20 protein-coding genes and 1 other RNA gene are annotated in these 23,576 nt (G+C 68.8%); 6 read left to right on the forward strand and 15 right to left on the reverse strand.

What is annotated here, in order from left to right:
- Nucleotide 1 precedes the first annotated feature (1 nt).
- From JGU66_26060 to JGU66_26070, 3 genes are all read right to left on the reverse strand, one after another.
- The gene (locus JGU66_26060; protein ID MBJ6764256.1) at nt 2–592 is read right to left on the reverse strand and encodes an RDD family protein; all 591 of its coding nucleotides are present in this window, start codon (nt 590–592) and stop codon (nt 2–4) included.
- A 61-nt stretch (nt 593–653) separates the two neighbouring features.
- Nucleotides 654–941, reverse strand: coding sequence for a hypothetical protein (locus JGU66_26065; protein MBJ6764257.1), 288 nt, complete (start codon nt 939–941; stop codon nt 654–656).
- 59 nt (nt 942–1,000) lie between these two features.
- Complete coding sequence (locus tag JGU66_26070; GenBank protein ID MBJ6764258.1) at nt 1,001–1,408, reverse strand: hypothetical protein; 408 nt, start codon at nt 1,406–1,408, stop codon at nt 1,001–1,003.
- Nucleotides 1,409–1,488: 80 nt separating this feature from the next.
- On the opposite strand from JGU66_26070, the gene JGU66_26075 reads away from it, so the two are divergent.
- Nucleotides 1,489–2,130, forward strand: coding sequence for an RlmE family RNA methyltransferase (locus JGU66_26075; GenBank protein MBJ6764259.1), 642 nt, complete (start codon nt 1,489–1,491; stop codon nt 2,128–2,130).
- 49 nt (nt 2,131–2,179) lie between these two features.
- On the forward strand, nt 2,180–8,251 hold the full coding sequence (locus tag JGU66_26080) for a hypothetical protein (protein MBJ6764260.1): 6,072 nt from the start codon (nt 2,180–2,182) through the stop codon (nt 8,249–8,251).
- A gap of 54 nt (nt 8,252–8,305) precedes the next feature.
- On the opposite strand, the gene JGU66_26085 is transcribed toward JGU66_26080, so the two are convergent.
- The 5 genes from JGU66_26085 to ssrS all read right to left on the reverse strand — a co-directional run bounded on the left by JGU66_26085 (nt 8,306) and on the right by ssrS (nt 12,391).
- Complete coding sequence (locus JGU66_26085; GenBank protein ID MBJ6764261.1) at nt 8,306–9,391, reverse strand: EndoU domain-containing protein; 1,086 nt, start codon at nt 9,389–9,391, stop codon at nt 8,306–8,308.
- 48 nt (nt 9,392–9,439) lie between these two features.
- Entirely contained in the window at nt 9,440–10,702 is a 1,263-nt protein-coding gene (locus tag JGU66_26090) for a tyrosine--tRNA ligase (protein MBJ6764262.1), read from the reverse strand.
- A 63-nt stretch (nt 10,703–10,765) separates the two neighbouring features.
- Nucleotides 10,766–11,557 (reverse strand): TIGR00282 family metallophosphoesterase, encoded by a 792-nt coding sequence (locus JGU66_26095; protein ID MBJ6764263.1) that lies wholly within the window; start codon nt 11,555–11,557, stop codon nt 10,766–10,768.
- Nucleotides 11,554–12,177 carry a 5-formyltetrahydrofolate cyclo-ligase gene (locus JGU66_26100; protein MBJ6764264.1) on the reverse strand — a complete coding sequence of 208 codons (624 nt, stop codon included), beginning with the start codon at nt 12,175–12,177 and terminating at the stop codon, nt 11,554–11,556. Before JGU66_26100 ends, JGU66_26095 begins: the two co-directional genes overlap by 4 nt.
- 21 nt (nt 12,178–12,198) lie before the next feature.
- Nucleotides 12,199–12,391: non-coding RNA, 6S RNA (gene ssrS, locus JGU66_26105), on the reverse strand.
- Nucleotides 12,392–12,660: 269 nt separating this feature from the next.
- On the opposite strand from ssrS, the gene JGU66_26110 reads away from it, so the two are divergent.
- From JGU66_26110 to JGU66_26120, 3 genes are all read left to right on the forward strand, one after another.
- Nucleotides 12,661–13,569 carry a tetratricopeptide repeat protein gene (locus tag JGU66_26110; protein ID MBJ6764265.1) on the forward strand — a complete coding sequence of 303 codons (909 nt, stop codon included), beginning with the start codon at nt 12,661–12,663 and terminating at the stop codon, nt 13,567–13,569.
- Nucleotides 13,566–14,564 (forward strand): serine/threonine protein kinase, encoded by a 999-nt coding sequence (locus JGU66_26115; GenBank protein MBJ6764266.1) that lies wholly within the window; start codon nt 13,566–13,568, stop codon nt 14,562–14,564. The genes JGU66_26110 and JGU66_26115 overlap by 4 nt, the downstream gene beginning before the upstream one ends.
- 97 nt (nt 14,565–14,661) lie before the next feature.
- Complete coding sequence (locus JGU66_26120) at nt 14,662–14,835, forward strand: hypothetical protein (GenBank protein ID MBJ6764267.1); 174 nt, start codon at nt 14,662–14,664, stop codon at nt 14,833–14,835.
- Between the two features lie 28 nt (nt 14,836–14,863).
- Here JGU66_26120 and JGU66_26125 read toward each other — a convergent pair whose 3' ends face one another.
- The 7 genes from JGU66_26125 to JGU66_26155 form a co-directional block, all read right to left on the reverse strand.
- A complete protein-coding gene (locus JGU66_26125; protein ID MBJ6764268.1) occupies nt 14,864–16,030 on the reverse strand; it encodes a cysteine desulfurase in 1,167 nt (388 codons plus the stop codon).
- Entirely contained in the window at nt 16,027–17,148 is a 1,122-nt protein-coding gene (locus tag JGU66_26130) for a DHH family phosphoesterase (GenBank protein ID MBJ6764269.1), read from the reverse strand. The genes JGU66_26125 and JGU66_26130 overlap by 4 nt, the downstream gene beginning before the upstream one ends.
- Nucleotides 17,149–17,353: 205 nt before the next feature.
- A complete protein-coding gene (locus tag JGU66_26135) occupies nt 17,354–18,193 on the reverse strand; it encodes a Fic family protein (protein MBJ6764270.1) in 840 nt (279 codons plus the stop codon).
- A gap of 120 nt (nt 18,194–18,313) precedes the next feature.
- Nucleotides 18,314–19,651 (reverse strand): ATP-binding protein, encoded by a 1,338-nt coding sequence (locus tag JGU66_26140; GenBank protein ID MBJ6764271.1) that lies wholly within the window; start codon nt 19,649–19,651, stop codon nt 18,314–18,316.
- Nucleotides 19,652–19,705: 54 nt separating this feature from the next.
- Nucleotides 19,706–20,653 carry a branched-chain amino acid transaminase gene (locus JGU66_26145; protein MBJ6764272.1) on the reverse strand — a complete coding sequence of 316 codons (948 nt, stop codon included), beginning with the start codon at nt 20,651–20,653 and terminating at the stop codon, nt 19,706–19,708.
- Nucleotides 20,654–20,748: 95 nt separating this feature from the next.
- Nucleotides 20,749–22,119, reverse strand: a complete 1,371-nt coding sequence (locus tag JGU66_26150) for a patatin-like phospholipase family protein (GenBank protein ID MBJ6764273.1) — start codon at nt 22,117–22,119, stop codon at nt 20,749–20,751.
- 72 nt (nt 22,120–22,191) lie between these two features.
- A complete protein-coding gene (locus JGU66_26155; GenBank protein MBJ6764274.1) occupies nt 22,192–23,133 on the reverse strand; it encodes a MoxR family ATPase in 942 nt (313 codons plus the stop codon).
- Between the two features lie 194 nt (nt 23,134–23,327).
- Here JGU66_26155 and JGU66_26160 point away from each other — a divergent pair, with 194 nt between their 5' ends.
- On the forward strand, nt 23,328–23,546 hold the full coding sequence (locus JGU66_26160; protein MBJ6764275.1) for a hypothetical protein: 219 nt from the start codon (nt 23,328–23,330) through the stop codon (nt 23,544–23,546).
- Nucleotides 23,547–23,576: the final 30 nt, after the last annotated feature.

Consider the following 23,576-nt stretch of genomic DNA (forward strand, 5'->3'; position numbering starts at 1 on the left):
CTCAGTCGTCCACGTTCACCACGATGGTGTCGGCCATGAGGTCGTGCAGGCACCGGCGCTCGTTGCCGAAGATGAACATCGGGTCGACGATGCTGAGCACGCTGCAGAACGAGCCCACCAAGGTCGGAATCACGTTGCGCAGGACGATGATGCGCGCGGTGTCCGCGCGACTGCCGTCCATGCGCACCACCTTGATCCGCATCATGCGCTTGCCGATGCTCTGCCCGGATTGATGGACGCGCACGCACTGGAGCACCAGCGCGCCCAGGGTTCCGAGGATGCCCAGCAGGATCAGCCCGACCGACGCGCTCTCCTCGTCACCGAACATGCCTCCCAGGATTCCCAGCACGAGGAGGGGGGCATAGACGACGATCTGGTCGATGAGGTTCGCGGAGAAGCGGGCGCCACGCTCCGCCAGCTGGTGCGTCGGCGCACAGCCCACGCAGTAGATGCCGGAGTCATAGCCGAGGCGCCTGCAATCGAAGCAGGCGTAGCTGCCGCAACGGCCGCAGATGGCGATGGCGGGGAGGTCCTCGTGGCGCGCGCAGCGGGCGCCCATGGGCGAGTCGACGGGAGATGTATCGGGCGACATGGCCGCACCGAATACCGGGGGCGGGCCTTCGAGTTCAACTCCCCCTCCCGGCAGGCAGGCGTCACTTCTTCTTGAAGAGAGACTCCGCCGCGTTCAGCAAGGCGTCGCGGCTCTCCTTGACGTGCAGTCCTCCCTGGCCGAGCTGGAACAGCTCGCAGAAGTTCGCCTCGTCCTTGTCCTTGGGCACCTCGGCGAAGGGCTCCTTGCACGCCTTGGCGACCGTCGGGTCGAAGTGCCGGCAGTTGCGACACGAGCGCAGGTCCTCCCCGCAGCCCGGGCAGGTATCTCGCCGGCCCACCTGATTCGCGATGATGTCGAGCGGGCGTCCACAGTGCGCGCAGCCGGGCATGGTCCCTCCTGGACGAGGCGGGCCGCATCCTGCCAGAGCCGCGGCGCGACGCGGGGGACTCAGCGCTGGGGACTGGGCGTGAACGCCCGGGCAGGCGCTCGCGGGTCCTCTGGCTCCGGCGCCAGGGGAGCGGCGGCGTCCTGGAGCTGCTCGTCCAGGCGCTTGAGGAGGAACAGCACATAGGCGCCGAGCGCCGAGAGCACCGCGGTCAGGATGCCCAGCAGCGTGCCCCGCTGCCAGAGTGCCGCCCGTTCCAGGACGACGCGCCGCTCCGTGAAGGTCTTGAGCTGCGCGTCCGCCACGGTGCCGTCCAGCAGCTGCGCGTACTCCGTGGCCTGGGCGCTGCCTCGGGCCATCAGCCAGCGCCCCTCGGACTGGAGCGCCTCGGCACGGACGTAGCAGAAGGCCGCACCCCCGCCCGCGAGAAGCGAGATGCACAGCGCCGCTGTCACGCTCCGGGTGCCCATGAAATCACCCCTCCGGAAGTCCGTCCGTTGCGCGGGTGCGGACACCCGCATCTGCTCCGGCTTTCCGAAGACAGTAGCGGATGGTAGGGACCGCTCCTGCCATGGGCAAGCCCTACCGTCCTAAAGACCACTATTTCCAGAAAGCCAAGCAAGAAGGGTTGAGGGCGCGGTCCGCCTTCAAGGTGGATGAAATTCTCAAGCGCCTGCCCGTGGTGAAGAAGGGCGGCGCGGTGTTGGACCTGGGGGCCGCGCCGGGCGGCTTCCTGCAGATTCTGGTGGATGTGGTGGGCCCCACGGGGCGGATCATCGGCGTGGACATCGTCGCCATCCGTCCGTTCTCGCAGAAGTTCGTGCAGACCGCGGTGCTGGACGTGCTGGCGGACGACTTCGACGCGAAGCTGGCGGCGATGTACGACGGGCCCTTCGACGCGGTCATCTCCGACATGGCGCCCAAGACGAGCGGCATCAAGGCCACGGACGAGGCGCGCAGCCTGCGGCTCGCGGGCAAGGCACTGGAGGTCGCGGCGACGCGGGGGCGGCCCGGTTCGTCGTTCGTGGCGAAGGTGTTCATGGGCGGTGACTTCGAGCAGTTCCGCGCGGATGTCCGGACGCACTTCGAGGACGTGAAGATCATTCGTCCCGAGGCCACGCGCGGCGCCAGCATGGAGGTCTACGTCGTGGGTCTGCGCCGACGCGCCGCCCCGCCCGCGACCGCGACGTGACACGCGCGAGGGAACGCACGAGGGCCCGGCAGCGTCTAGAGTGCCGGCCATGTTCGAATTCCCGCGCCTAGGGGCGCTCGTCTCGACGCTGTCTCTCCTCTTGCTCGTGTTGTGCTCGGCGCCTGCTGCGGCGCAGGGGGGCGCCCCTCCGACGTGGGGGACCATCGAGCAACAGGTCCGGGATCAAAAGCTGGAGGCCGCGGCCAAAGGCACCGAGGCCCGGCTCGCTCAGGCCAAGGCCCGCGCCGATGAAGCGGAGTGGACGCGCGCGCTCGTGCGCACGGTGCAGCTGCGCACGGCGCTGCATGGCTACGAGACGGCGGTGCGGTTCCTTCGCGAGCAGCCCTGGCCCAAGGGCGTGCTGTCCCGCGCGACGCTGAACCTCGTCTACGCGAACGCGCTCGTCACCTATGCGAGCGCCTACAGCTGGGAGGTTCGCCAGCGTGAGCAGGTGACCTCCACCGGTCCCGTGGACCTCAAGTCCTGGACACACGCGCAGATCCTCACCGAGGCGAACCGCGCCTATGCGGACGTCTGGAAGGAGCGCGAGGCGCTGGGCGCTGAGTCGGTGAAGGCGCTGGCCGAGTACATCGAGCCGAACACGTACCCCGCTGGCATCCGCTCCACGCTGCGCGACGCCGTGACGTACCTGTGGGTGGGCCTGCTGGCGGACAGCAGCAACTGGCTCCCCGACCAATCCAACGAGGTGTTCCGGTTGGACCCCAAGACGCTGCTGGAGCAGTCGCCCTCGGTGGCGATGTTGGACCCCGCGGTCCATCCGCTGGTGAAGGTGACCTCGTTGTTGGGGGACCTGGAGGCGTGGCACCGCGCGGGTGGGCGGCGCGAGGCGACGCTGGAGGCCCGGCTGAAGCGCTACGAGATTCTCCACTCGAACTTCAGCGAGGCCGAGGACAAGGCGCGCGTGCGCCGTCACCTCGCCGCGTTTTTGCCCGGCTTCCGCGACACCGCGTGGTGGGCCATGGGGCAGGGGCAGCTCGCGGACTTCGAGAACGCGGCGGACCACGGCGTGCGCGCGCATGCGCTGGCGGCCGAGTGCGCCGCGGCCTATCCGGAGTCTGTGGGCGGCGAGCGGTGCCTGACGCTGCAGAAGTCCATGGAGGCGCCGACCTACGCGCTCGAGGCCATGCGCTCGGATGGCGCGGGGAAGCGCTCGCTGGAAGTCACGCATCGCAACCTCCCCACGTTGTACTTCCGCGCGTTCGCGCTCGACGTCGACAAGCAGCTCTCCAAGGTGGATGACTACAACCTCCTGCCGTATGGGGATTCGCTGCGGCACCTCATCGAGACGCAGCGGCCCGTGGCCACGTGGAGCACCGCGCTGCCCGCGACGACGGACTTTCGCGACCACCGCACGTTCGTGGCGCCGCCCCTGACGAAGCCAGGGACCTATGTCATCGCGGCCTCTGCTCGCGAGGACTTCAAGGCGAAGGGCAATCGGGTGCTGAGCGTCGCGTTCACGGTGACGCCGTGGGTCCTCATCTCGCGCATGGAGAATGGGACGCGCTTGAGCGCGCGCGTCGTGGACGGCGCGACGGGGAAGCCCGTCTCGGAGGTGGAGCTGCGGTTGGTGCTCGCGGACTACCGTCAGGGCTTCCGCGAGGTGGCGACGCGGCGCACGGATCCTCGGGGCGAGGCCACCTTCGAGTCGCCCGAGGGGCTCCAGTTCCGAGGCTTCTTCCTGGTCGCCGGACGTGGGCCGGATGCGCTGGTGAACTTCGGCAGCATTTCGTTCCAGCAGGAGCGGCCGCCCGAGTCCGATGAGTTGCGCACGCTGGTGTTCACCGACCGAAGCATCTACCGCCCGACCCAGAAGGTGTCGTGGAAGGTCGTGTCCTTCAGGGGCCGGGGAGATCAGGCGCGCTATCAGACGCAGCCGGATGCGCGGGTGACGGTGTCCCTGATGGATCCCAACTACCAGGTCGTGGAGACGCGCGAGGTGCGCACCAACGGATTCGGCTCGGTGGCGGGGGAGTTCACCATCCCCACGGGCCGCGTGCTGGGGGCATGGCAGGTGTCGACGGATCCCGCCGGGACCGCGACGATCCGCGTGGAGGAGTACAAGCGGCCCACGTTCGAGGTGACGCTGAAGGACGCGGACGGCTCGCTGCGCCTCAACCGGCCGGCCACATTCCAGGGCGAGGCCCGCTATTACTTCGGCCTGCCCGTGGCGAGCGGCACGGTGCGCTGGCGTGTGTCGCGCGAGCCTGTGCTCCCTTGGTGGTGGTTCTGGAGCGGCTTCGGTCGCGTGAATACGCAGCCGCAGGTGGTGGCGTCGGGCACGTCCGCGCTGGGTGACGATGGCTCGTTCAAGGTCACCTTCACGCCCGAGGCGGATGAGCGCTCGGCCCGCTCCCCTGAGCTGTCGTGGCGGTATCGCGTGGAGGCCGATGCGACGGACGAGGGCGGCGAGACGCGCTCGGCCAGTCGCGCTTTCCGGCTGGGCTTCGTCGCGGTCGAAGGGCGCGTGGATACGGACGAGGGCTTCATCCGCGAGGGATCGACCCCCGAGGTGCGCCTCATGCGCTCCACGTTGGATGGGACGCCGCTCGCGGGCGCTGGACGTTGGCGCCTGGTGGCGCTCAAGCAGCCCGCGACTCCGGTGCTGCCCGCGGAGGAGCCGATGACTCCCGCGACGGCGGTCGACACGAAGGACCCCGACGTGGTGGTGACACCCACGCCGGGGGATGCCCTGCGCCCGCGGTGGGCCGAGCCCGGCTCGGCCGAGGGCAGCCTGCATGCGTGGGCGGATGGCGCGGAGCAGGCGCAAGGCAACGTGCAGCACGGCGCGGATGGCGTGGCGCGGGTGAAGCTGCCCGCGCTGCGGCCCGGCGCCTACCGTCTGCACTACGAGACGTTGGATGCCTTCGGTCAGAAGTTCACCACCGCGAAGGAGCTGCTGGTCGCGGGGGACCGCGCGCCCATCGCGCTCCCGTCGTTCCTGTCGCTCGAGCACCCTTCGGTTCGCGTGGGGGAGGTCGCGCGGTTGCTGGCCTTCTCCGGCTTCGAGGGTCAGCCGATGGTGCTGGAGCTGTACCAGGGCGAACGCCGCATCGAGCGGCGCGAGCTGACGGGCGGCAGGTCACCCGCCGTGGTGGAGATTCCCGTGACGGAGGCGCTCCGTGGCGGCTTCACGGCGGTGCTCTCCACGGTGCGGGATTGGCAGTTCATGCACACCTCGCAGACGGTGCTCGTGCCCTATGACAACAAGGAGCTGAGCGTCGAGTTCGCCACGTTCCGGGACACGCTGCGCCCGGGCGCGAAGGAGACCTTCCGCGTGAGCGTGAAGGGGCCGAAGGGCGCGAAGGTGGAGGCGGGCGCCGCCGAGCTGCTCGCCTATATGTACGATCAGTCGTTGGACCTGTTTGGCCCGCACCAGCCGCCCGCCGTCGCGGACCTGTACCCGCAGCGCGCGGGGTGGGTGGGCTTTGGCTCCACGCTGGGGCAGATGTCCGCGTCCTGGGCCTTCGACTCGGGCCTGGGGAGCATTCCTTCCTGGTCACCTCCTGAGCCGGATCGGCTGCGCTTCGAGGAGGGGTATGGCATCGGCGGTCCGGGCCAGCGGTACAGCGGGCTCGTCAGCGGCACCCTGGGAGGCGTTCGCCGAAAGGCGATGCGCTCGGCGGATTCCGAGTTCGCGCGCGCCCCGGGCGCTCCGCCGCCTCCTCCCGCGCCTCCTGGGGAGGTGCGCGAGGAGTCGCGTGCCGCCGCGCTGGCAGGGGATGAATCGGCTGTCGCGACCAACGCCAAGTCGGCCGGCGGCGCGTCCGCCCAGGCGGCGCCCGCGGTGGCGATGCGCTCTCGCTTCGAGGAGACGGCCTTCTGGATTCCGCAGGTGCTCACCGGGCCGGACGGCTCGGCGTCCCTGGAGTTCACCGTCCCCGACTCGGTGACGGCCTGGAGCGTCTGGGTGCACGCGCTCACGCGGGACCTGAAGGGCGGCTCGGTGCAGCGCACCACGCGAAGCGTGAAGGAACTCATGGTGCGTCCTTACGTTCCGCGCTTCCTGCGCGAGGGCGACAGCGCGGTGCTGGAGGTCGTGGTGAACAACGCCTCGACGCAGCCGCAGCAGGGCACCCTCACGCTCGACATCTTGGATCCGGAGACGCAGAAGGGATTGCTCGCGGACTTCGGCGTCTCGAATCCGAGCCAGTCGTTCACCGTGGCGCCCGGCAAGGGGACGCACCTGCGCTTCGCGCTCACCACGCCCACGCGGGTGGGTCCCGTGGCCTTCCGCGTCGTGGCCCGCACGGCGGGCTTCAGTGACGGGGAGCTGCGTCCGTTGCCCGTGCTGCCCGGCCGCATGCACCTGGCGCAGTCGCGCTTCGTCACGCTGCACGGCAAGGACAAGAAGGTGATGACCTTCGACGATCTGCGCAAGGCAGATGACCCCTCGCGCGTGAACGAGCAGTTGGTCGTCACGGTGGACACGCAGCTCTTCTACTCCGCGCTCCAGGCGCTGCCGTACCTGGTGAACTACCCCTACGAGTGCACGGAGCAGACGCTCAATCGCTTCGTGTCGTCGGGCATCCTCTCCAGCCTGTACAGCCGCTATCCCGCGGTCGCGACGATGGCGAAGAAGCTGAGCCAGCGGCCGACCCGCTTCGAGACCTGGGACGCGGTGGATCCCAACCGGAAGATGGCCCTGGAGGAGACGCCCTGGCTGCAGACGGCTCGGGGGGGCGAAGAGTCCGAGGGCGAGCTGGTGCGCGTGTTGGATCCCCGCGTGGCCAACGCGGAGCGCGCGGCGGCCATGGACCGACTGGTCAAGTCGCAGACCTCGAGTGGCGGCTTCCCCTGGTGGCCGGGCGGACCGCCGTCTCCGTACATGACGCTGTACATCGTGCACGGCCTGTCGCGCGCGATGGAGTACGGCGTGGAGGTTCCGCAGGACATGACCCAGCGCGCCTGGGGCTACCTGGCCCGGCACTTCCGCGAGGAGTACGCCAGCAAGCTCATGAAGAAGGACACGGGCTGGGAGTTCCTCACGTTCCTCAACTACACGGCCTCGGCGTACCCGGATTCGAACTACACGGGACAAGCGCTCACGACCGCCGAGCGCCAGCGCATCCTCGACTTCAGCTTCAAGCACTGGAAGGAGCACTCGCCGTACCTCAAGGGCTACCTCGCGCTGACGCTGCACCGCTCGCGGCGGGAGAAGGACGCGCAGCGCGTCTGGGACAGCGTGATGGACTCGGCGAAGACGAGCGAGGAACTCGGGACGTACTGGGCTCCGGAGGACCGAGGCTGGCTCTGGTACAACGACACCACCGAGTCCCACGCCTTCGCGCTGGGCACGCTGATGGAGCTGCGCCCGAAGGACGCGCGTCGCGACGGACTGGTGCAGTGGCTGCTGCTCGACAAGAAGCTCAACCACTGGAAGTCCACGCGCGCCACCGCGGAGGCGCTCTACGCTCTCGTGAAGTACCTGGAGGCGGAAGGAGCGCTGGGCGTGCGCGAGGATGCCCGCGTGACGGTGGGGCCGAAGGTGGTGGAGATGGCCTTCTCTCCCGAGGAGTACACGGGGAAGAAGAACCAGGTCGTGCTCCAGGGCCCCGAGGTCTCCGCCGCGACCGCGACGACGGTGGTGGAGAAGACGACGCCGGGCTTCGCGTTCGCCTCGACGACGTGGAGCTTCTCCACGGAGAAGCTGCCCGAGGAGGAGCGCGGGGACTTCTTCCACGTGTCGCGTCGCTACTTCCGCCGAGTGCACGAGGGCCGCGAGGCCACGTTGAAGCCGCTGGAGGAGGGCGCGGTGCTCCAGCCCGGTGACGAGGTGGAGGTGCAACTGTCCCTGCGCGCCAAGCACGCGGCGGAGTACGTGCACCTGAGAGACCCCCGGGCCGCCGGCCTGGAGCCCGAGAACGCCCAGTCCCGCCACAAGTGGGACCTGGGAATCGTCTGGTACGAGGAGACGCGCGACTCGGGGACGAACTTCTTCTTCGAGTGGCTGCCGGCCGGTGAGTACACCTTCAAGTACCGGCTGCGCGCCAACATGGCCGGCACGTTCCGGGTGAGCCCCGCCACGGTCCAGTCCATGTACGCGCCGGAGTTCACCGCCTACTCGACGGGTGCTCGCCTGACGGTGGCGCCGAGCAAGTAGTTCGACCGTGGCGCGCGCCGGTCCCCCGCGAGGGTGGGGCGGCGCGCTCCCGGCTCACTCCGAGCAGGTCGGGGCTTCGTCGGTGGGGTAGAGCGACGCGATGCCGTAGGTGCCGTTGCGCGTGCCACACCAGATGCGCCACGCCGAGCCACCGAGGTCCGGTGCGCTGTACACGCCGCCTTCCTTCTTCGCGCCACCGCGCGCGCAGCACCGGACGAAGGCGCGCGTCCCGATGGCCGCGATGCTCACGGCGTCTTGCGTGCGCTGGAAGCCGCCCATCCGCTTCTCACCGCAGGACCACGGCGCCACGCCCCGGAAGGTGATGCGGTACTGCCCACCCTGGAGGGCATTGCCGCCGCGCGCCGGGCCGCCGTAGCAAAGCTTTCCTTCGGCCTCGAGCTGCGCGTACCTCGGCAGGAAGTGCAGTCCCCCAATGGGGCCGCGCTCCCAGTCGTCTCCGCAGAACACGTGCGTGAAGGCATTGCGCGGGCCGGTGCTCACCCAGAGGCTCGTGAGCCACTCGATGTCCGCCTGCTTCGAGCCCGCGCGACCCGCGGCGGAGAGCGCGCGTTGGATCCGCGCGTCATCATGGTGCCGGGCGAAGAAGCGCTGCACGTCGCCCGCGCTCACGCTGACGTCCGGGCGCGCGGGGCACATGTCGAGCACCTCCCGGTCCAACGGGGAGAGCGTCGGAGGTGCCGTGAAGAGGGGCGCGTGTTCGCACGTCGTCGCGCAGCCCGTGGCGCCTTTCCAGCTCGGGGGCGCGGAAGGCTCCTGTCGCTTCTCTTCGGCCGCGGGGCTGCGTTGCCCGGACCCCTGCATCGCGGAGTTCGCATGGTCCGCGGCCACGAGCGCCTTGGCGCCCACGGAGGGCGTCACGTCCGGAGTCGGTGCGCCATCGCAGCGCACCCAGCCCTCGGCGGTGGGGCCCTTCAGCTTGCACCACGCGCGATTGGGGCCCCCCTTCTTGATGAGGGGATAGGAGACGCCGGGCTCCACGGTGAAGACGACGGTCTTCGACTCGGGCTGCTCCACCGCGTCTTCGGGGACCTCCGACACGAAGGCCCCGGAGGCCCACGCGGGGAGCGCGAGGAGGACGAGGACCGAGACACAGGCGGACAGCGGCAGGGACACGCGCATGGCGCATCCCAGCCTAGCGCAACTCCGCGCTGACTCTCGGCGCGGGGCTCAGGCCAGCTTGACCCGCGCGGCCTTCAGCCTGCCCACCTGCACGGTGTACTCGCCGGCGCCCAGCTCCGCCTTGGGGTCCGTCACCTTCTCGCCGTTGACCCGGACACCGCCCTGGGCCATCAGTTTGCGCGCCTCGGTGGCCGAGGCCACCAGCTTCGTCTCGGGCAGCACCTTGATGACGGGCATCTTCTCGACGCCCGCGAGCGACAGCTCGAAGAGGGGCAGGTCCTCCGTGGACAGCTCCTTCTTGGCGAAGCGCTTCTCGAAGTCCTCGGCGGCCTTGCGTCCCGCCTCGGTGCCCTGGAAGCGCGCGGCCATCTCCTCCGCGAAGCCCGTCTTGGCCGCCTTGGGGTGCACCTCGCCGCGCTGCACCTTCGCGCGCAGCTCGTGCACTTCCTTCAGCGGCATCGACGACAGCAGCTCGTAGTACCGCCACATCAGGTCGTCGGTGATGCTCATCAACTTGCCGAAGATCTGCTCGGCCGGCTCGTTGATGCCCACGTAGTTGTCCAGGCTCTTGGACATCTTGTCGCCGACAATCTTTCCGTCGACGAGCTTCGCGCTGAGCCCCTCGAGGATGGGGCCGGTCATGATGACCTGCGGCTCCATGCCTTCTTCCTTCATGAGCTGCCGGCCCACGAGCAGGTTGAAGAGCTGATCCGTCGCGCCCAGCTCCACGTCCGCCTTGAGCGCCACTGAGTCCCAGCCCTGCAAGAGCGGGTAGAGGAACTCGTGGATGGCGATGGAGAGGTTGTCGCGGAAGCGCTTCTTGAAGTCGTCGCGCTCCAGCATGCGCTGCACCGAGTAGCGCGAGGCGAGCTTGATCATCCCCTCGGTGCCGAGCTGATCGAGCCACTCGGAGTTGAAGCGGACCACCGTCTTGTCCGGGTCCAACACCTTGAAGACCTGCTGCTTGTACGTCTCCGCGTTCGTCTTCACCTCGTCGCGGGTGAGGGCTGGGCGCGTGGTGTTCTTCCCCGTGGGGTCGCCGATGAGCGCGGTGAAGTCACCGATGAGGAACACCACCGTGTGGCCGAACTCCTGGAACCGCCGCATGCGCGTGAGCAGCAGCGAGTGGCCCAGGTGGAGGTCCGGACGGCTGGGGTCGAAGCCCGCCTTGATGATGAGCGGCTTGCCCTTCTCATACGAGCGCTGGAGCTTCTTCTTCAGGTCCTCGGGCACCTGGAGATCCACGGTGCCTCGGGTGACTTCTTCGAACTGCTCCTCGGGGGTGGCCTTGCGCAGCGCGTCCGGATTCATGGCGCGGCGGACGTTACCTGAAAGCCCTCCCGAAGCGACGGACTTCCCGCGCGCTCCATGGGCTCAGGTTCCGGGCAGACGCTCGCGAACGCGCTCGATGCCCCGCGCGAGTCCAGTGGCATCGTCGATGTCCACCACCACACCTTGCAGGTACACGAGCCCGGTGGCCACCTCATGGGGCATCCGGCGCTCGGTGACGAAGCGCTCCACGGACTGCTCCTTGCGGACCCCGATGACCGAGTCGAGCGGGCCACACATGCCCACGTCCGTGATGAACGCTGTTCCTCCAGGGAGCACGCGCTCGTCCGCGGTCTGCACATGCGTGTGCGTGCCCACCACGGCGGACACGCGGCCATCCAGGTACACGCCCATGGCGTTCTTTTCGCTGGTGGCCTCGCAGTGCATGTCCACCAGGATGCAGGGCGTCTGCTGGCGCAGCCCTTCGACCAACCCCTGCGCGACGAGGAAGGGGTTGTCGAGCGGCTTCATGAAGACGCGCCCCTCCAGGTTGATGACCCCCAGGGACCGTCCGTCGGGCAAGCGCACCAGGCCGTGTCCCAGGCCCGGCGTCCCCTTGGGGTAGTTGGCCGGACGCAGCAGCAGGTCCGGGTGCTCCTGGATCCACGGGAGGATCTGCTTCTTGCTCCAGAAGTGATTGCCGCTGGTCAGCAGCCGCACGCCGCTGGCGAGCAGCGCCTCGGCCGTCTCCGGGGTCATGCCGGCGCCCAGGTCGCTGTTCTCCGCGTTGGCGATGGCGACGTCCACGCCATGCCGCGAGAGCAGCCCCGGAAGGAGCGTCTGGATCGCCTCGACTCCCGGGCGGCCCATCACATCTCCCATGAAGAGGACCTTCACGTGTCGACGAACTCCCAGTCTCGATGCAGGCCGCGCAGGGACTCGGCCTCCGTCACCACCAGGTCCATGTCGACGTCGTCGCTGGTGGTAGGGAGCACCTCGATGATCTGATCGCTGAAGGCCAGACCGATGCGGCGGCTGCGTGCGCTCGCGGCGCGCAAGGTGGCGTCGTAGTACCCGCCGCCTCGACCGAGCCGCTTGCCGTCCCGGCTGAAGCCCAGGCCCGGAACGACGAACAGGTCAATCTGGTCCACGGGGATCAGGTCCGACGAGTTCGACGGCTCGCGAACCCCCAGGCGCCCGGGCTCCAGCTCCGCCTCGGACTTGATGGCCCGGAAGGAGAGGATGCGCCCGTGCACATGGGAGAGGGGATAGCAGACGACCTTGTCGTCCTGGAGGGCCGCGATGAGGATGTCCCGCGTGGGGACCTCGCCCCGGATGGGGGCATAGAGCGCCACCGTCCGAGCCCGCTGGTAGTAGGGCGTCGCCAGAAATCGAGACTGGACCTTGAGCCCCCGCACGTCGATGAGGTCCGGAGTCATCGCCTTGCGGCGCGCCGTCAGTTCCTCACGCAGCGTTTGCTTCCTCGCCGCCGCCTCTTCCACCGCCGTCTCGCTCACCGCCGCCGCTCCCCCGAAAAAAAGTCCCCCGCCGTATGGCCGTGTGCCCAGCGTCCATTGAACCCTAAAAGCCAGGTGGGGACCGAAGTCATGCCGCCGCAGGCTTCCCTCATCCCCGTGAGGGGGAGGGCTTGCACATGGCGACCGAAACGGACCCCGGAATGGACGTATCGGTTCGAATTTCTGCTGGGCATCACGCGCCCCGCAGGGGACAACCCTTCCAACAACTTTCTATCTCTAAGTTCTCGAAACTGCTGGGAAAACCCAGAGAAGTCTTCCGAAATGATAAGGACGTGGGAGCGTGCGGTCAAGGCGTCCTCGCGCGTTTACAACCCAGGCGAGGGGCCCCTATGATAGCGCCGCCCCTGCATGGCGCCCCCGTTTCCAACATTGGGTCTCGCGGCGATTCTCAGCGTCGCTCCCTGCCTTGCTTGGGCGGGCGCGACGATTGACGGCCTCTACCAAGGGGATGCCTTCGGCGCCGTGAATTTTCACACCGAGGGTGACCACCTGGTGGGCATGCCCGCTCCCAATGGGCCCTGCGGCTTCGACACGCGGCAGACGCTCCTCACCGGGGAGTTCCAGGGGAACATCGTCATGGCGTCGCTGACGGTGTGCCAGTCCGGGCCGCGATGCCCCTCGGCGCAGACGTATCCCGTGCTCTTCGTGGTGAACCCGGAGGACGGTGCGCTGTCGGGCACGGTGCGGCTGCAGAAGGGCTGCACGTCCCCCGCGCTCCCGCCGGTGTCGTCGGCGCTGCCGCAGACTTCGTTGCTCGTGCTCAAGGCCGCGCCCCGAGGCGCCGCTGCGCCAGCGACCGCCCCACCGGCCGAGCCCTCGCCTGCTGGTACTCCCGCTGCTGCGGCGCCGGCCGCTCCGAGCGGTGGTGGCTCCGGGCCCGCGTCCTCCGTGGCGGGACAGCGCAGCAAGACCGAAGTGCAGGTGGCGCTGGCGTTGGAGCAGGGCCACCGCGCGCTGGCGGCGCAGGACGCGCGCTCGGCGCTGGCGCAGTTCGAGTCCGCCCTTCAGGTGGATGACCGGAATCTGTCCGCGATGCTGGGCCGAGGCGCCAGTCAGCTGGCGCTGGGCAAGGCCGCCGAGGCGCTCTCGACAGTGGAGCGCGCGCGGGCCCTGAACCCTCGGCATGCCGACCCGTACTTCTGGTTGGCGTGCGCGCAGCTCCGGCTGAACAAGCGGGCGCAGGCGTTGGAGGCGCTCAAGGGCGCCGTGGGCCGAGGCTGGGCCGCGCCTGAAGGACACTGGCTGGTGGATGCGGAGCTGAAGCGCCTGTCCGATGCGGGCGCGGAGTTCCAGCCGCTGCTCAAGCAGGCGCGCAGCCGCAAGCGGCCCGCGAGCCGTGAGCCGCAAGGATTCGGAAGCGCCAGCCCGTGAACCCGACGCCCCCTGTGTCGAAGCCTGTGCGGGTCTTCGGCAACTACGAGATCCTCTCGGTGCTCGGCAAGGGAGGCATGGCCGAGGTGTACCGCGCGCGCGTGCGCTCCGGGCCCTTCGAGGGCTGGACGGTGGCGCTCAAGCGGCTGCTGCCTTCGCTGACGCGAGACCCTGCCTCGGTGACGCTCTTCGCGCGCGAGGCCCACCTGTCCCGGCAGTTGGATCATCCCAACATCGTGAAGGTGCTCGATGCGGGGGTGCTCGAGGGCGTCTCGTTCATCGTGATGGACCTGGTGGACGGGCGGGACCTGGGGCAGATCCTCCGGCGCTGCAAGGTCCGCGGCATTCCGCTGCCCATCGACTTCGCGGTGTACCTGGGCAAGGTGCTCATGGAGGCGCTCGCGTACGCGCACACCGCCACGGGCCCGGGCGGTGAGCCGCTGGGCATCGTCCACTGCGACGTGTCTCCCTCCAACCTGTTCATCTCCCGCGTGGGGGAGATCAAGCTGGGGGACTTCGGCGTCTCGCGCGTGCTGGTGGACGGCCAGCTCCAGGGCGGCGAGGTGCTGGGCAAGCCGTACTACCTGTCGCCCGAGTCGCTCCAGGGCGCGGTGAGTCCGGAGGCGGACCTTTGGGCCGCCACGGTGGTGCTGTACGAGCTGCTCACGCTCCATCGTCCGTTCACCGGCGCGACGCCCGAGGAGGTGTTCGCGGGCATCCTGTCGCGGAACTATCAGCCCCTGCGCAGCTTGCGTCCGGACATCCCGGCGGCGCTGGAGGAGGTCGTCGCTCGCGCTTTCTCCGAGCGCATCGAGGACCGTTTCCCCTCGGCGGAGGCGTACGCGCATGCCCTCGCGCCTCACTACGACGAGCGGGTCGGCACGCCGCTGGCCATCGCCGCGGTGGTGCGCGGGCTGTTCGGCGCGAGTGACGACACGGCGGGTTCGGCCAACGCTTCGAGCGAGTCCCAGGGCCCCGGCAAGGGCGTGGGCTGAGCAGGGGGCAGTGGGGTCCCTTGGCCTCGGTTGGATGCCCTGGCCTGGATGCGGACCTTTCCTTCCGCGTGCCTGTTCGCGCGCGTGGAGGAGAGCCATGGCAACCGAGCCCCGTTCTGACCCAACCGAAGCTGAGCCCGAGCGCACCGTGAGGCCGCCCGGCTTCGAGCGGCATCCCCCCAAGCCGGGAGAGGCGAAGGAGGGCATCCCAGGCTACGGGCAGCCGGACGAAGAGGTGCGCGAGCAGAAGCTCCCGGAGCAGGACTGGTAGCCGGGGCACGCTGACCCGGCCGGAACGCTCAGGCGCTCCGACCGACCGGTGTCTCCGTCACGGCGCGGACGCGGGGCACATGGGCTCGCAGGGCTCGCACCACGTGCTCCACTTCGTGAAGGGTGGTGTCAGGCCCCAGACTGAAGCGCACGCTCGCGCGCGCCTGGGTGGGGGACAGTCCCATCGCCAGCAGCACATGCGAGGGCGTCAGGGTGCCGGACGCGCAGGCCGCGCCCGACGACGCGCAGATGCCCTCCAGGTCCAAGGCCATCAGCAGTGTCTCCGCTTCGACGCCTTCGAAGCGCACGTTGCTGGTGTTGGGGACGCGCGGTGCTCCGCCTCCGTTCACTGTCACGCCCGACAGGGAGGCTCGCAGCTCGCGCTCGAAGATCTCTCGCAGCGCTCCCTGTTTCTCGGCGCACTCGCGTTGCTCGGTGGTCGCCAGCTCCAAGGCGAGGGCCAGCGCCTCCACGGCGGGCACGTTCTGCGTGCCTCCGCGGCGGCCTCCTTCTTGATGCCCAGGGACGAGCGCGCGCACGTCCACGCCTTTGCGCACCACCAACACGGCCACGCCTTGCGGGCCGCCGAACTTGTGCGCCGACAGCGACAGGAGGTCGGCGTCCACTTCGCGCAGGCTCAGCGGCACCTTGCCCGCGGCCTGCACCGCATCGGTGTGGAAGAGGATGCCTCGCTGACGACACGCACGGGCCAGCTCCGCCACGGGTTGCAGCACGCCCGTCTCGTTGTTGGCCCACATGAGCGAGCACAGCGCCGTGTCCGGAGTGAGCGCCTCGAGCAGCGCGTCCAGGGGCACGCGGCCATCGGTGCCCGGGGCCACGCGAACGACCTCTGTGCCCTCGCGTTCCAACTGCGCGAGGGTGGCCAGTGTGGCGGGGTGCTCGATGATGGAGGACACCACGCGCCGGCGGGCGGGAGTCGTCCGCGCCGCGAAGGCACCTCGGAGCGCGAGCGCGTTCGACTCACTGCCAGAGCCCGTGAAGCAGACTTCCTTCGGCTCACAGCCCAGCACTCGGGCCACGCGCGCGCGCGCAACATCCAGTCGCGCGCGCGCTTCGCGTCCCGCCGCATGCACGCTCGAGGCGTTGCCGAAGCCGCCCTGCGAATAGGTGTGGGCGAGCAGCTCGCTCACCTCGGGGCGCAAGGGCGCGGCCGCGTTGTGATCCCAGTAGATCACGTGTCCTGCGCCGACAGCAGCGCGACGGGCCGCTCATCCGAGACGCCGAACGACTCGAGGAACCGCGCCACCAGCTCGCGCTTCAGGGCCTTGCGCTTGTTGATGTTGCCGGACAGCGGGAGCCGCGCGCCGGCCATGCTGCCGTGACCGCCCGACGAGCCGCCGAAGTCCTCGCAGATCTCCCGGATGAGCCGCCCCGCGTTCATGCGCCGGTCCTTCACGCGCAAGCTGAGGAAGAGCTGGTTGCGGAAGGTGCCATACGCGAGCGACCACTTCATGCCCTCGAGGAACATGAGGCGCTCGGCGACCTCGGCCACCATGTCCGGGGAGTAGATCTCCTCCAGGTCGGTGATGACGGCGGTCCCGTACACCTTCGCCCGCTCGATGGCCGTGTGGTACATCTGGAAATAGCGCGCGGGCAGCTCGGGGTGCTCGATCTGCCCCAAGAGCGACTTGTCGCAGCGCGGGAACAGCCACAGATAGCTGTCCACGTCCGTCTGGGTCGTCTCGCGGCCCAGGTCTCGCGTGTCCGCCTTGATGCCGTAGAAGAGGCCCGTGGCCACCTCCACCGAGGGCTCCAGGCGCGCGGCGCGCAGGTACTCCACCAGCATGGTGGACGTGGCGCCGAAGTCACCGCCCACGTCCGCGAAGGGGGCCTGCAGGCTCTCGTCGCGCAGCGGGTGATGGTCCACCACGATGTCCGCGCGCAGCCGAGACGGCAGCGAGTGGTTGGCCACGGGCGGCTGCGTGTCCACCAGACCAAACAGGTCGTATTCGGTGAAGTCGATCTGCGACACGTGCGACACGGGCAGCCGCAGCACCTTCACGAAGGCGATGTTCTCGGCGCGTCCGATGATGCCGCCGTAGCCCACGTGGGCCTCGATGCCTGCCCGGCGCTCCAGCAGGTGAGCGAGCGCCACGGCCGCCGCGAGCGAGTCCGGGTCCGGGTTGTCGTGCGTGAGGATGAGGGCCCGGTGGTGTCCCTTGGTCACTCGAAGCAGGCGCTCCAGCTTGTCGCGGGCAGGAAGATGGGCGAGCCGCGCTGGCGGGGGCTCCGTCAGCTCGCCGCCGGTGGCAACCGGAGCGCGACGGCTGTGGAGAGAGTGGGTCACGGGCATGGGTGCTCTTCTTTACTTCCTCCGGCCCGCGGATTCGAGCCGTCGGATGTCCTCCCGATGACATTCGGGAAGCGGGTCTCACGCACCTCAATGGTGTCGACGCGCCGCCCGTCCTTCACCAGGAGCCCGACCGACAGGGGCCCGGGTGCCCCCACGCCGGGCGGGCGACACGTCACCCCGAATGGGGGACATGTCGCCCCGCCGCCTACTCGATGGCTTTGTACTTGCGGTTGAGGTCGCGGAAGTACTTCACGCCGTTGTCGAGCGAGTTCTCCATCGCGTCCATGAGCACCGTGCGGAACGCGGCCACCGGGCCCCGGAAGGACTCGTAGTAGCGCTGGCGATCGATGGAGTGGATGACCGCGGGCATGTAGCCGTTGCGCAGCAGGATGAGGTTGCTGCACATGCGCCCCACCTTCCCGCTGTGCTCGGTGAAGGGGAAGATTTGCAGGAACTCGTGCTGGACCGTGGCGGCCTGCTTGATCGGATGGAACTCGCGGAACTCGGCGCCGGCCGTGTAGTCCACGAGCTTCTCCAGCCGGGCCTGGATCTTCGCGGGCTGGGTGATGTCGTGGAAGTAGGTGCGGTGCAGCGGCATGTCCTTGCGGAAGCCGGCGCGGTCGCGCTCCTTGGCCAGTTCCTTCTCCGTGCGCTCACGGCGCTCCATGCGCGCGCGCTCGGTGAGGGCCTCGGGCGTGTTGCCGAGGAACAGGTCGTGGATCCGCTTGATGGTGGTCAGCGTGATGGCGGCCTGCTTCTTCGCGCCCTGCGATTCCTCGCGAATGTAGTCGCAGGCGGCCTTGTGGTTCCGGACCTCCAGCACCACGGGAATCATGGAGGCTTCGGCACTGGTGCGTGCGGGGAACAGCGCCGCCATCAACTCCTGATGGGTGTAGACCACGCCCTCCAGCGCGGCGTCGTGGTAGATCCACGACATCTCGAACTTCTCGAGGAACTCGCGCGCGGGCGCCTTGTCCTTGTAGATGTCGAGGTACTCGCGCAGCGCCTCGTTCTTCTCGTCGATGTCCTGGTAGCGTTCCTTCACGGACTGCGGCTCCTTCTTGCTCCGGGCCTCCGCGGGCGCTGTCCGGGAGCGTGCGCCGGGCGGTACAACGGCACGCGGATTCTAGAAATTCCAAGCGTTTGGAACAAATAAATCCCCACACTACAGGTTGACGAGGAACACCTCGCACGCCTGGTCGAGCAAATCTTTGGACAAAGCGGGGGGGAGCTGGCGGTAGCGGGCGGCGTCCTTGATGAGCGACACCAGGTCGCGGGGATGGCAGGCGCGCAGGTGCATGCTGCGGGGCTTGTAATAGTGCTCCAGCAGGTAGGTGACGGCCTGCTCCACGTACGGGATGCCCGCGGCCTCGCAGACGCGGCGGAAGATTTCCCGGTACGTCTCCTCGTCCGGGTCGCCCACCTCAATCTTGTACTTGATGCGGCGCAGGAAGGCTTCGTCCACCAGCTCCTTGGGGTCCAGATTGGTGGAGAAGACCAGGAGCTGATCGAACGGGATCTCGAACTTCTTGCCGGTGTGCAGGGTGAGGAAGTCCACCCGCTTCTCCAGCGGGACGATCCACCGGTTGAGCAGGTCCGTGGGGTGCACCTTCTGACGGCCGAAGTCGTCGATGAGGAGCATGCCGCCGTTGGCCTTCACCTGGAACGGCGCCTCGTAGAAGCGCGTGCCCTCCGAGTAGATGAGGTCCAGCGTCTCCAGCGTCAGCTCGCCGCCCACCACCACCGAGGGGCGCCGGCACAGCAGCCAGCGGTGGTCCATCTCGAAGGTCTGCCGGCGGCCAGACTGGTCCCGCCCCATCTCCAGCGGCACCGGCGTGTGGATGAGCCGGTCGTAGACCTTGATGATCTGGTTGTCGATCTCCAGGCAGTGGGGGACGAACACCTCACCGCCGAACATGTGGGAGATGGCTTCAGCCAGGCTCGTCTTGCCGTTGCCCGGCGCGCCGAACAGGAACAGCGAGCGCCCCGAGTTCACCGCGGGGCCCAGCTTATCCATCAGCTCCGCGGAGACGGTGAGGTGGCTGAGCGCCATCACCAGGTCCTCCTGGCTGACGACGGGCGTCTCCTCGGTCTGGCTGCTGATGAGCGCGTTGTACTGCTCGATGGGCACCGGCGCGGGGCCCACGTACGTGCTGCGCGTGAGCGCGTCGCGCGCGTACTCGCGGCCCTTCTCGGTGAGGATGAACTCCACGGAGGCGCGGCCGAAGCCCTTGCCGCCCCGCAGGTCCACCAGCTTCTCCGTCGTGAGGAAGTCCACCACCTGCTCGACGACGCCCGTCCACGGCAGGCGCATCTCGTCGGCGATGCCCATCCCCGTGCCGTTTCCCGTGTAATACAGGTACTTCAGCGCGATGTCGGACAGCAGGCCCATCTTGAGCCCGGTGTCCTCCAGCGACTTCGGCTCGCCCGGGGCGATGTCGAGAATGGCTGGGTTCTCAAGCTTGAACGGATTGTCTTCGAACGAATACCCGGCGGGAGCCATCGGGTGGGGTTGTACTCGATTTCCTCCCGCCGCCGGGATGTCACGGGGATGTCGTCAAACGTAGGTGAGCCAGTCGGCGTACTTCGGTTCCTGGCCGCGGACGACGCGGAAGTACGTGTCCTGGACGAACCGGGTGATGGGGCCGGGCTTGCCGGCGCCGACCTGGCGGTCATCCACCTCGCGCACGGGGGTGATCTCCGCGGCGGTGCCGGTGAAGAAGATCTCGTTGCCGATGTAGAGGGCGTCGCGCGTGAAGGTGACCTCCTCCACGGGGCGGCCGCTGTCGCGCAAGAGGCGCAGCACGGTGTCGCGGGTGATGCCATCCAGGATGGGCGACGAGAGGGGCGGCGTCTTGATGATGCCCTTCTTGTTCACCATGAAGAGGTTCTCGCCGGAGGCCTCGGCGACGAAGCCGCTGATGTCCAGCATGATGGCCTCGTCGTAACCCGCGAGCACCACCTCGCGCTTGGCGAGGATGGAGTTGACGTACTGGCCGGTGATCTTCCCGCGCACCATGTTGACGTTCACGTGCATGCGGGTGAACGAGCTGACCTTGGCGCGGATGCCCTCGCGGATGCCCTTGTCGCCCAGGTACGCGCCCCAATCCCACGCGGTGATGGCGGCGCGGGTGGGGTTGACCGCGCCCAGGCCCATGGCGCCGTCGCCCATGAAGACGATGGGCCGCAGGTACGCGCCGTTGGCGAACAAGTCCCGCTGGCGACGCAGCAGCTCCAGCGTGGCCTCGACGAGGTCATCCTCGCTGTAGGGCAGCTTGAGCATGCAGATGTGCGCCGAGTCGAGGAGGCGCTGGATGTGCTCGCGCAGCCGGAACACGGCCAGCCGCCCGTCGTGCGTCTTGTAGGCTCGGATCCCCTCGAAGACGCCGAGCCCGTAGTGGAGCGCGTGCGTCATCACGGGGACCTTGCCCTCGTCCCAGGCGACGAACTTCCCGTCCAGCCAGATGTGATTCGCGCGCAGCGTGCTGGTGCTGGTCGAACTCATGGGGGTTCCTTCCAGAGGTGAGGGGGAGGACCGCCCGAGCTTCTTTCCACGACCCACCAGGGAGGTCAAAGCGTGAAAGTCCCCCGTGGGGACATTCAGGCAATGGGCGGCAGCGGGGCGAGCATCCGGCGCAGGAAGGGCATGTCCTCGGAGAGGGCCTTGCGCCCGAAGTGCAGGGCCTTCGAGGCCTGCTCGACCGAGGGCACCACGTCCAGCGGCGACAGCGTGCGCGTGAACTGTTTGACGTGGTGGGCGTAGGGCAGGTTGGGGCCCACCGTCATCGCGGCCAGCCGCTGGAGCGGGATCCACAGGGGCGTGGCGAGCCTCGGCGCGAAGCCATCCAGCGCGAGGATGAACGCGTTGCGCGTGCCGATGCGCCCCTTCGCCACCGCGCGCCACGCGGCCTTGGCGGGCAGGTTGTCCACCAGCCCGCCATCGATGAGGCGCGCCACGCCGTGCTGCGCCATCAGGCCATCCAGCAGGCCGTGCATGTGCGGATCCTCCCGCAGCACGTCGTAGTGGATGACGCCGGGCAGCGCGGACGAGAAGCCCGCGGCGTCCAGCGCGTCGAAGTCGGCGGTGTCGTCGTCCGCGCCCAGGTGCAGGCGCAGGGTGATTTCCGGCCGGGTGAACAGCTCGGAGATGGCGCCGACCGCGGCCTGGAGGCGGCGCGCGACGCTCGCGGGGTTGAGCAGTCCCAGGGGACTGGGGCCCAGCAGGCGCTCGTAGTACTCGAGCGGGCGGGGGAGCATGCCGCGGCGGATTCCTCCCACGGCGATGAGGGTGGGCACCGGCAGGTCCTTGAGGCGCATGCCGCTGCCCTCGGGGCCCGCGCCAAAGAAGCGGCCCAGGCCCGCGCGCAGGAACAACCGCAGCGCCGCGGGCACGCCGTACCGGCTCTCCGTGGAGATGAAGCGGAAGAGCTTCCGGAACGACAGCCCCCGGACGATGTTGATCATCTCGGTGGGGTCGAACCGGGACATGCGCGAGCGCATCAGCGCGAGGATGGCGCCCATGGACGTCCCGGCGAGCAGCTTGGGCGCGAGGCCGTGTTCGGCCAGCAGGTTCATCGCGCCCAGGTAGACGAACGCGGTGCCACCGCCTCCGCCCGCGACGAGCACGAGCGACTTGTGGCGGACCTCGTGGTCGATGGCCTCTGCCGACACACGCGAGCGCATGCGGCGCACCAGCGCGTCGCGGGCGTGGAGGCTCTGCTCGCGCAAGTCCCTCACGTGCGGCACGAGCCGGTCGCGGGTGATGGGGCGGCTGCCTCGCAGGATGGGGCCGAGCCGCCGCTCCACGTCCTCGCGAAAGGGCGTGAGCTGCGCGCCGACGCCGACGTCACAGCCCTCGCTGCGGACCTTGTAGAGCCGCGCGAGGGACAGGGCCGTGCGCAGGATGGCCTCCTCGCGCGCGTCGAGCAGGCCGGGGCTCGCGAGCGACGCGCGCACGAGTGCCAGCTCCATCTCCTCGAGCGGCCGCGTTATCTGGAAGCGTTCCTTCAGGAGCACGGAAGGGCGTTCACCAAGAGACCGTGCTCACGCCTGGGCGATCTGCGACAGGTTCGCGCGGGCCTTCTCGATGTCGCCCTCGTACTTGAGGACGAGGTTCAGCGTGGAGGCCACCACGTCCGCGGTCAGTGACTCGGCGTTGAGCAGGGCCAGGCTCTGGGCCCAGTCGAGCGTCTCGCTGATGGACGGGGCCTTCTTGAGGTCCAGGGTGCGGATGGCCGCCACCGCCTCGATGACCTGCTCGGCGAGCGTCTGCGGCACATGCGGCAGCCGCGCGCGGACGATGCGCAGCTCGCGCTCGCGGTCCGGGAAGTCGATGTGCAGGTGCAGGCACCGGCGCTTGAGCGCGTCTGACAGCTCCCGGGCGTTGTTGGACGTCAGCACCACGCGGGGGATGTGCCGGGCCTTGAAGGTGCCCAGCTCGGGGATGGTGACCGCGTTGTCGGAGAGGACCTCCAGGAGGAAGGCCTCGAACTCGGGGTCCGCCTTGTCGATCTCATCCACCAGCAAGAGGGCAGGGCGCTCCGAGAGCTGGGCGCGCAGGATGGGGCGCGGCAGGAGGAAGCGCTCGGAGAAGAACACCGCGTCGCCGGTCGCGAGCCGGTCCGCCGCCTCGGCGAGCGTCCGGGCGCCCTCGGTCATCTCGCCAATCTTGTCCTTCAACAGCTGGGTGTAGAGCAGCTGCTTGGCGTACTCCCACTCGTAGAGAGCCTTGGCCTCGTCGAGCCCCTCGTAGCACTGGAGCCGGATGAAATCGCGGTCGAGCGCCGTGGCCAGGGCCTTGGCCAGCTCCGTCTTTCCCACGCCCGCCGGGCCCTCCACGAGGATGGGCTTGTCCATCCGGTCCGCGAGGAACGCCGCGGTGGCGATCTCGGAAGAGGACAGGTATCCCACCTGCTCCAGCCGGCTGGAGGCGTCTTCCACGCTGGCGAACGGGCGGGTGGCGGTCGTCGGATTCGAGGGGTTCACGAGCGGACCTTAACCGAGGGGTTCCTTCAAAACTGCGGCAAAAATGCCAGGGTCTTGGTCGGAATCTCCACGCCCAGCCCGTCCTGCCGCGCCGCAACCCTTCGAAATTTGGGTGAGAAATATTTTTCGCACCCTGGGCACGCACCGTGCATCTCTATGCGCGCACCCAAGAAACAGCAGCGAGGTCGGTAGTCATGTGGGCGTGGTTGAGGATGGCGATGGCGGTCGTGGTCGTGTTCATGCCGGGCGGCTTCCCGCTGCTCCTGGCATACATCGCGGCACGCACCCTGCGTGCCCGGTGGCGTGAGGCTCGGACTGAGGCTCGCGCGCACGGTCGCAGCCTGTCGGTTCGCGACGTGGTCTCGAACCTTCACTTCAAGGATCTGATCCGCGAAGCCCGCGCGGCGCTGTAGGCGCCGGAAATCCGGCGGGTGCCGGATGTC

The sequence above is a fragment of the Myxococcaceae bacterium JPH2 genome (assembly GCA_016458225.1).
Taxonomy (GTDB): domain Bacteria; phylum Myxococcota; class Myxococcia; order Myxococcales; family Myxococcaceae; genus Citreicoccus.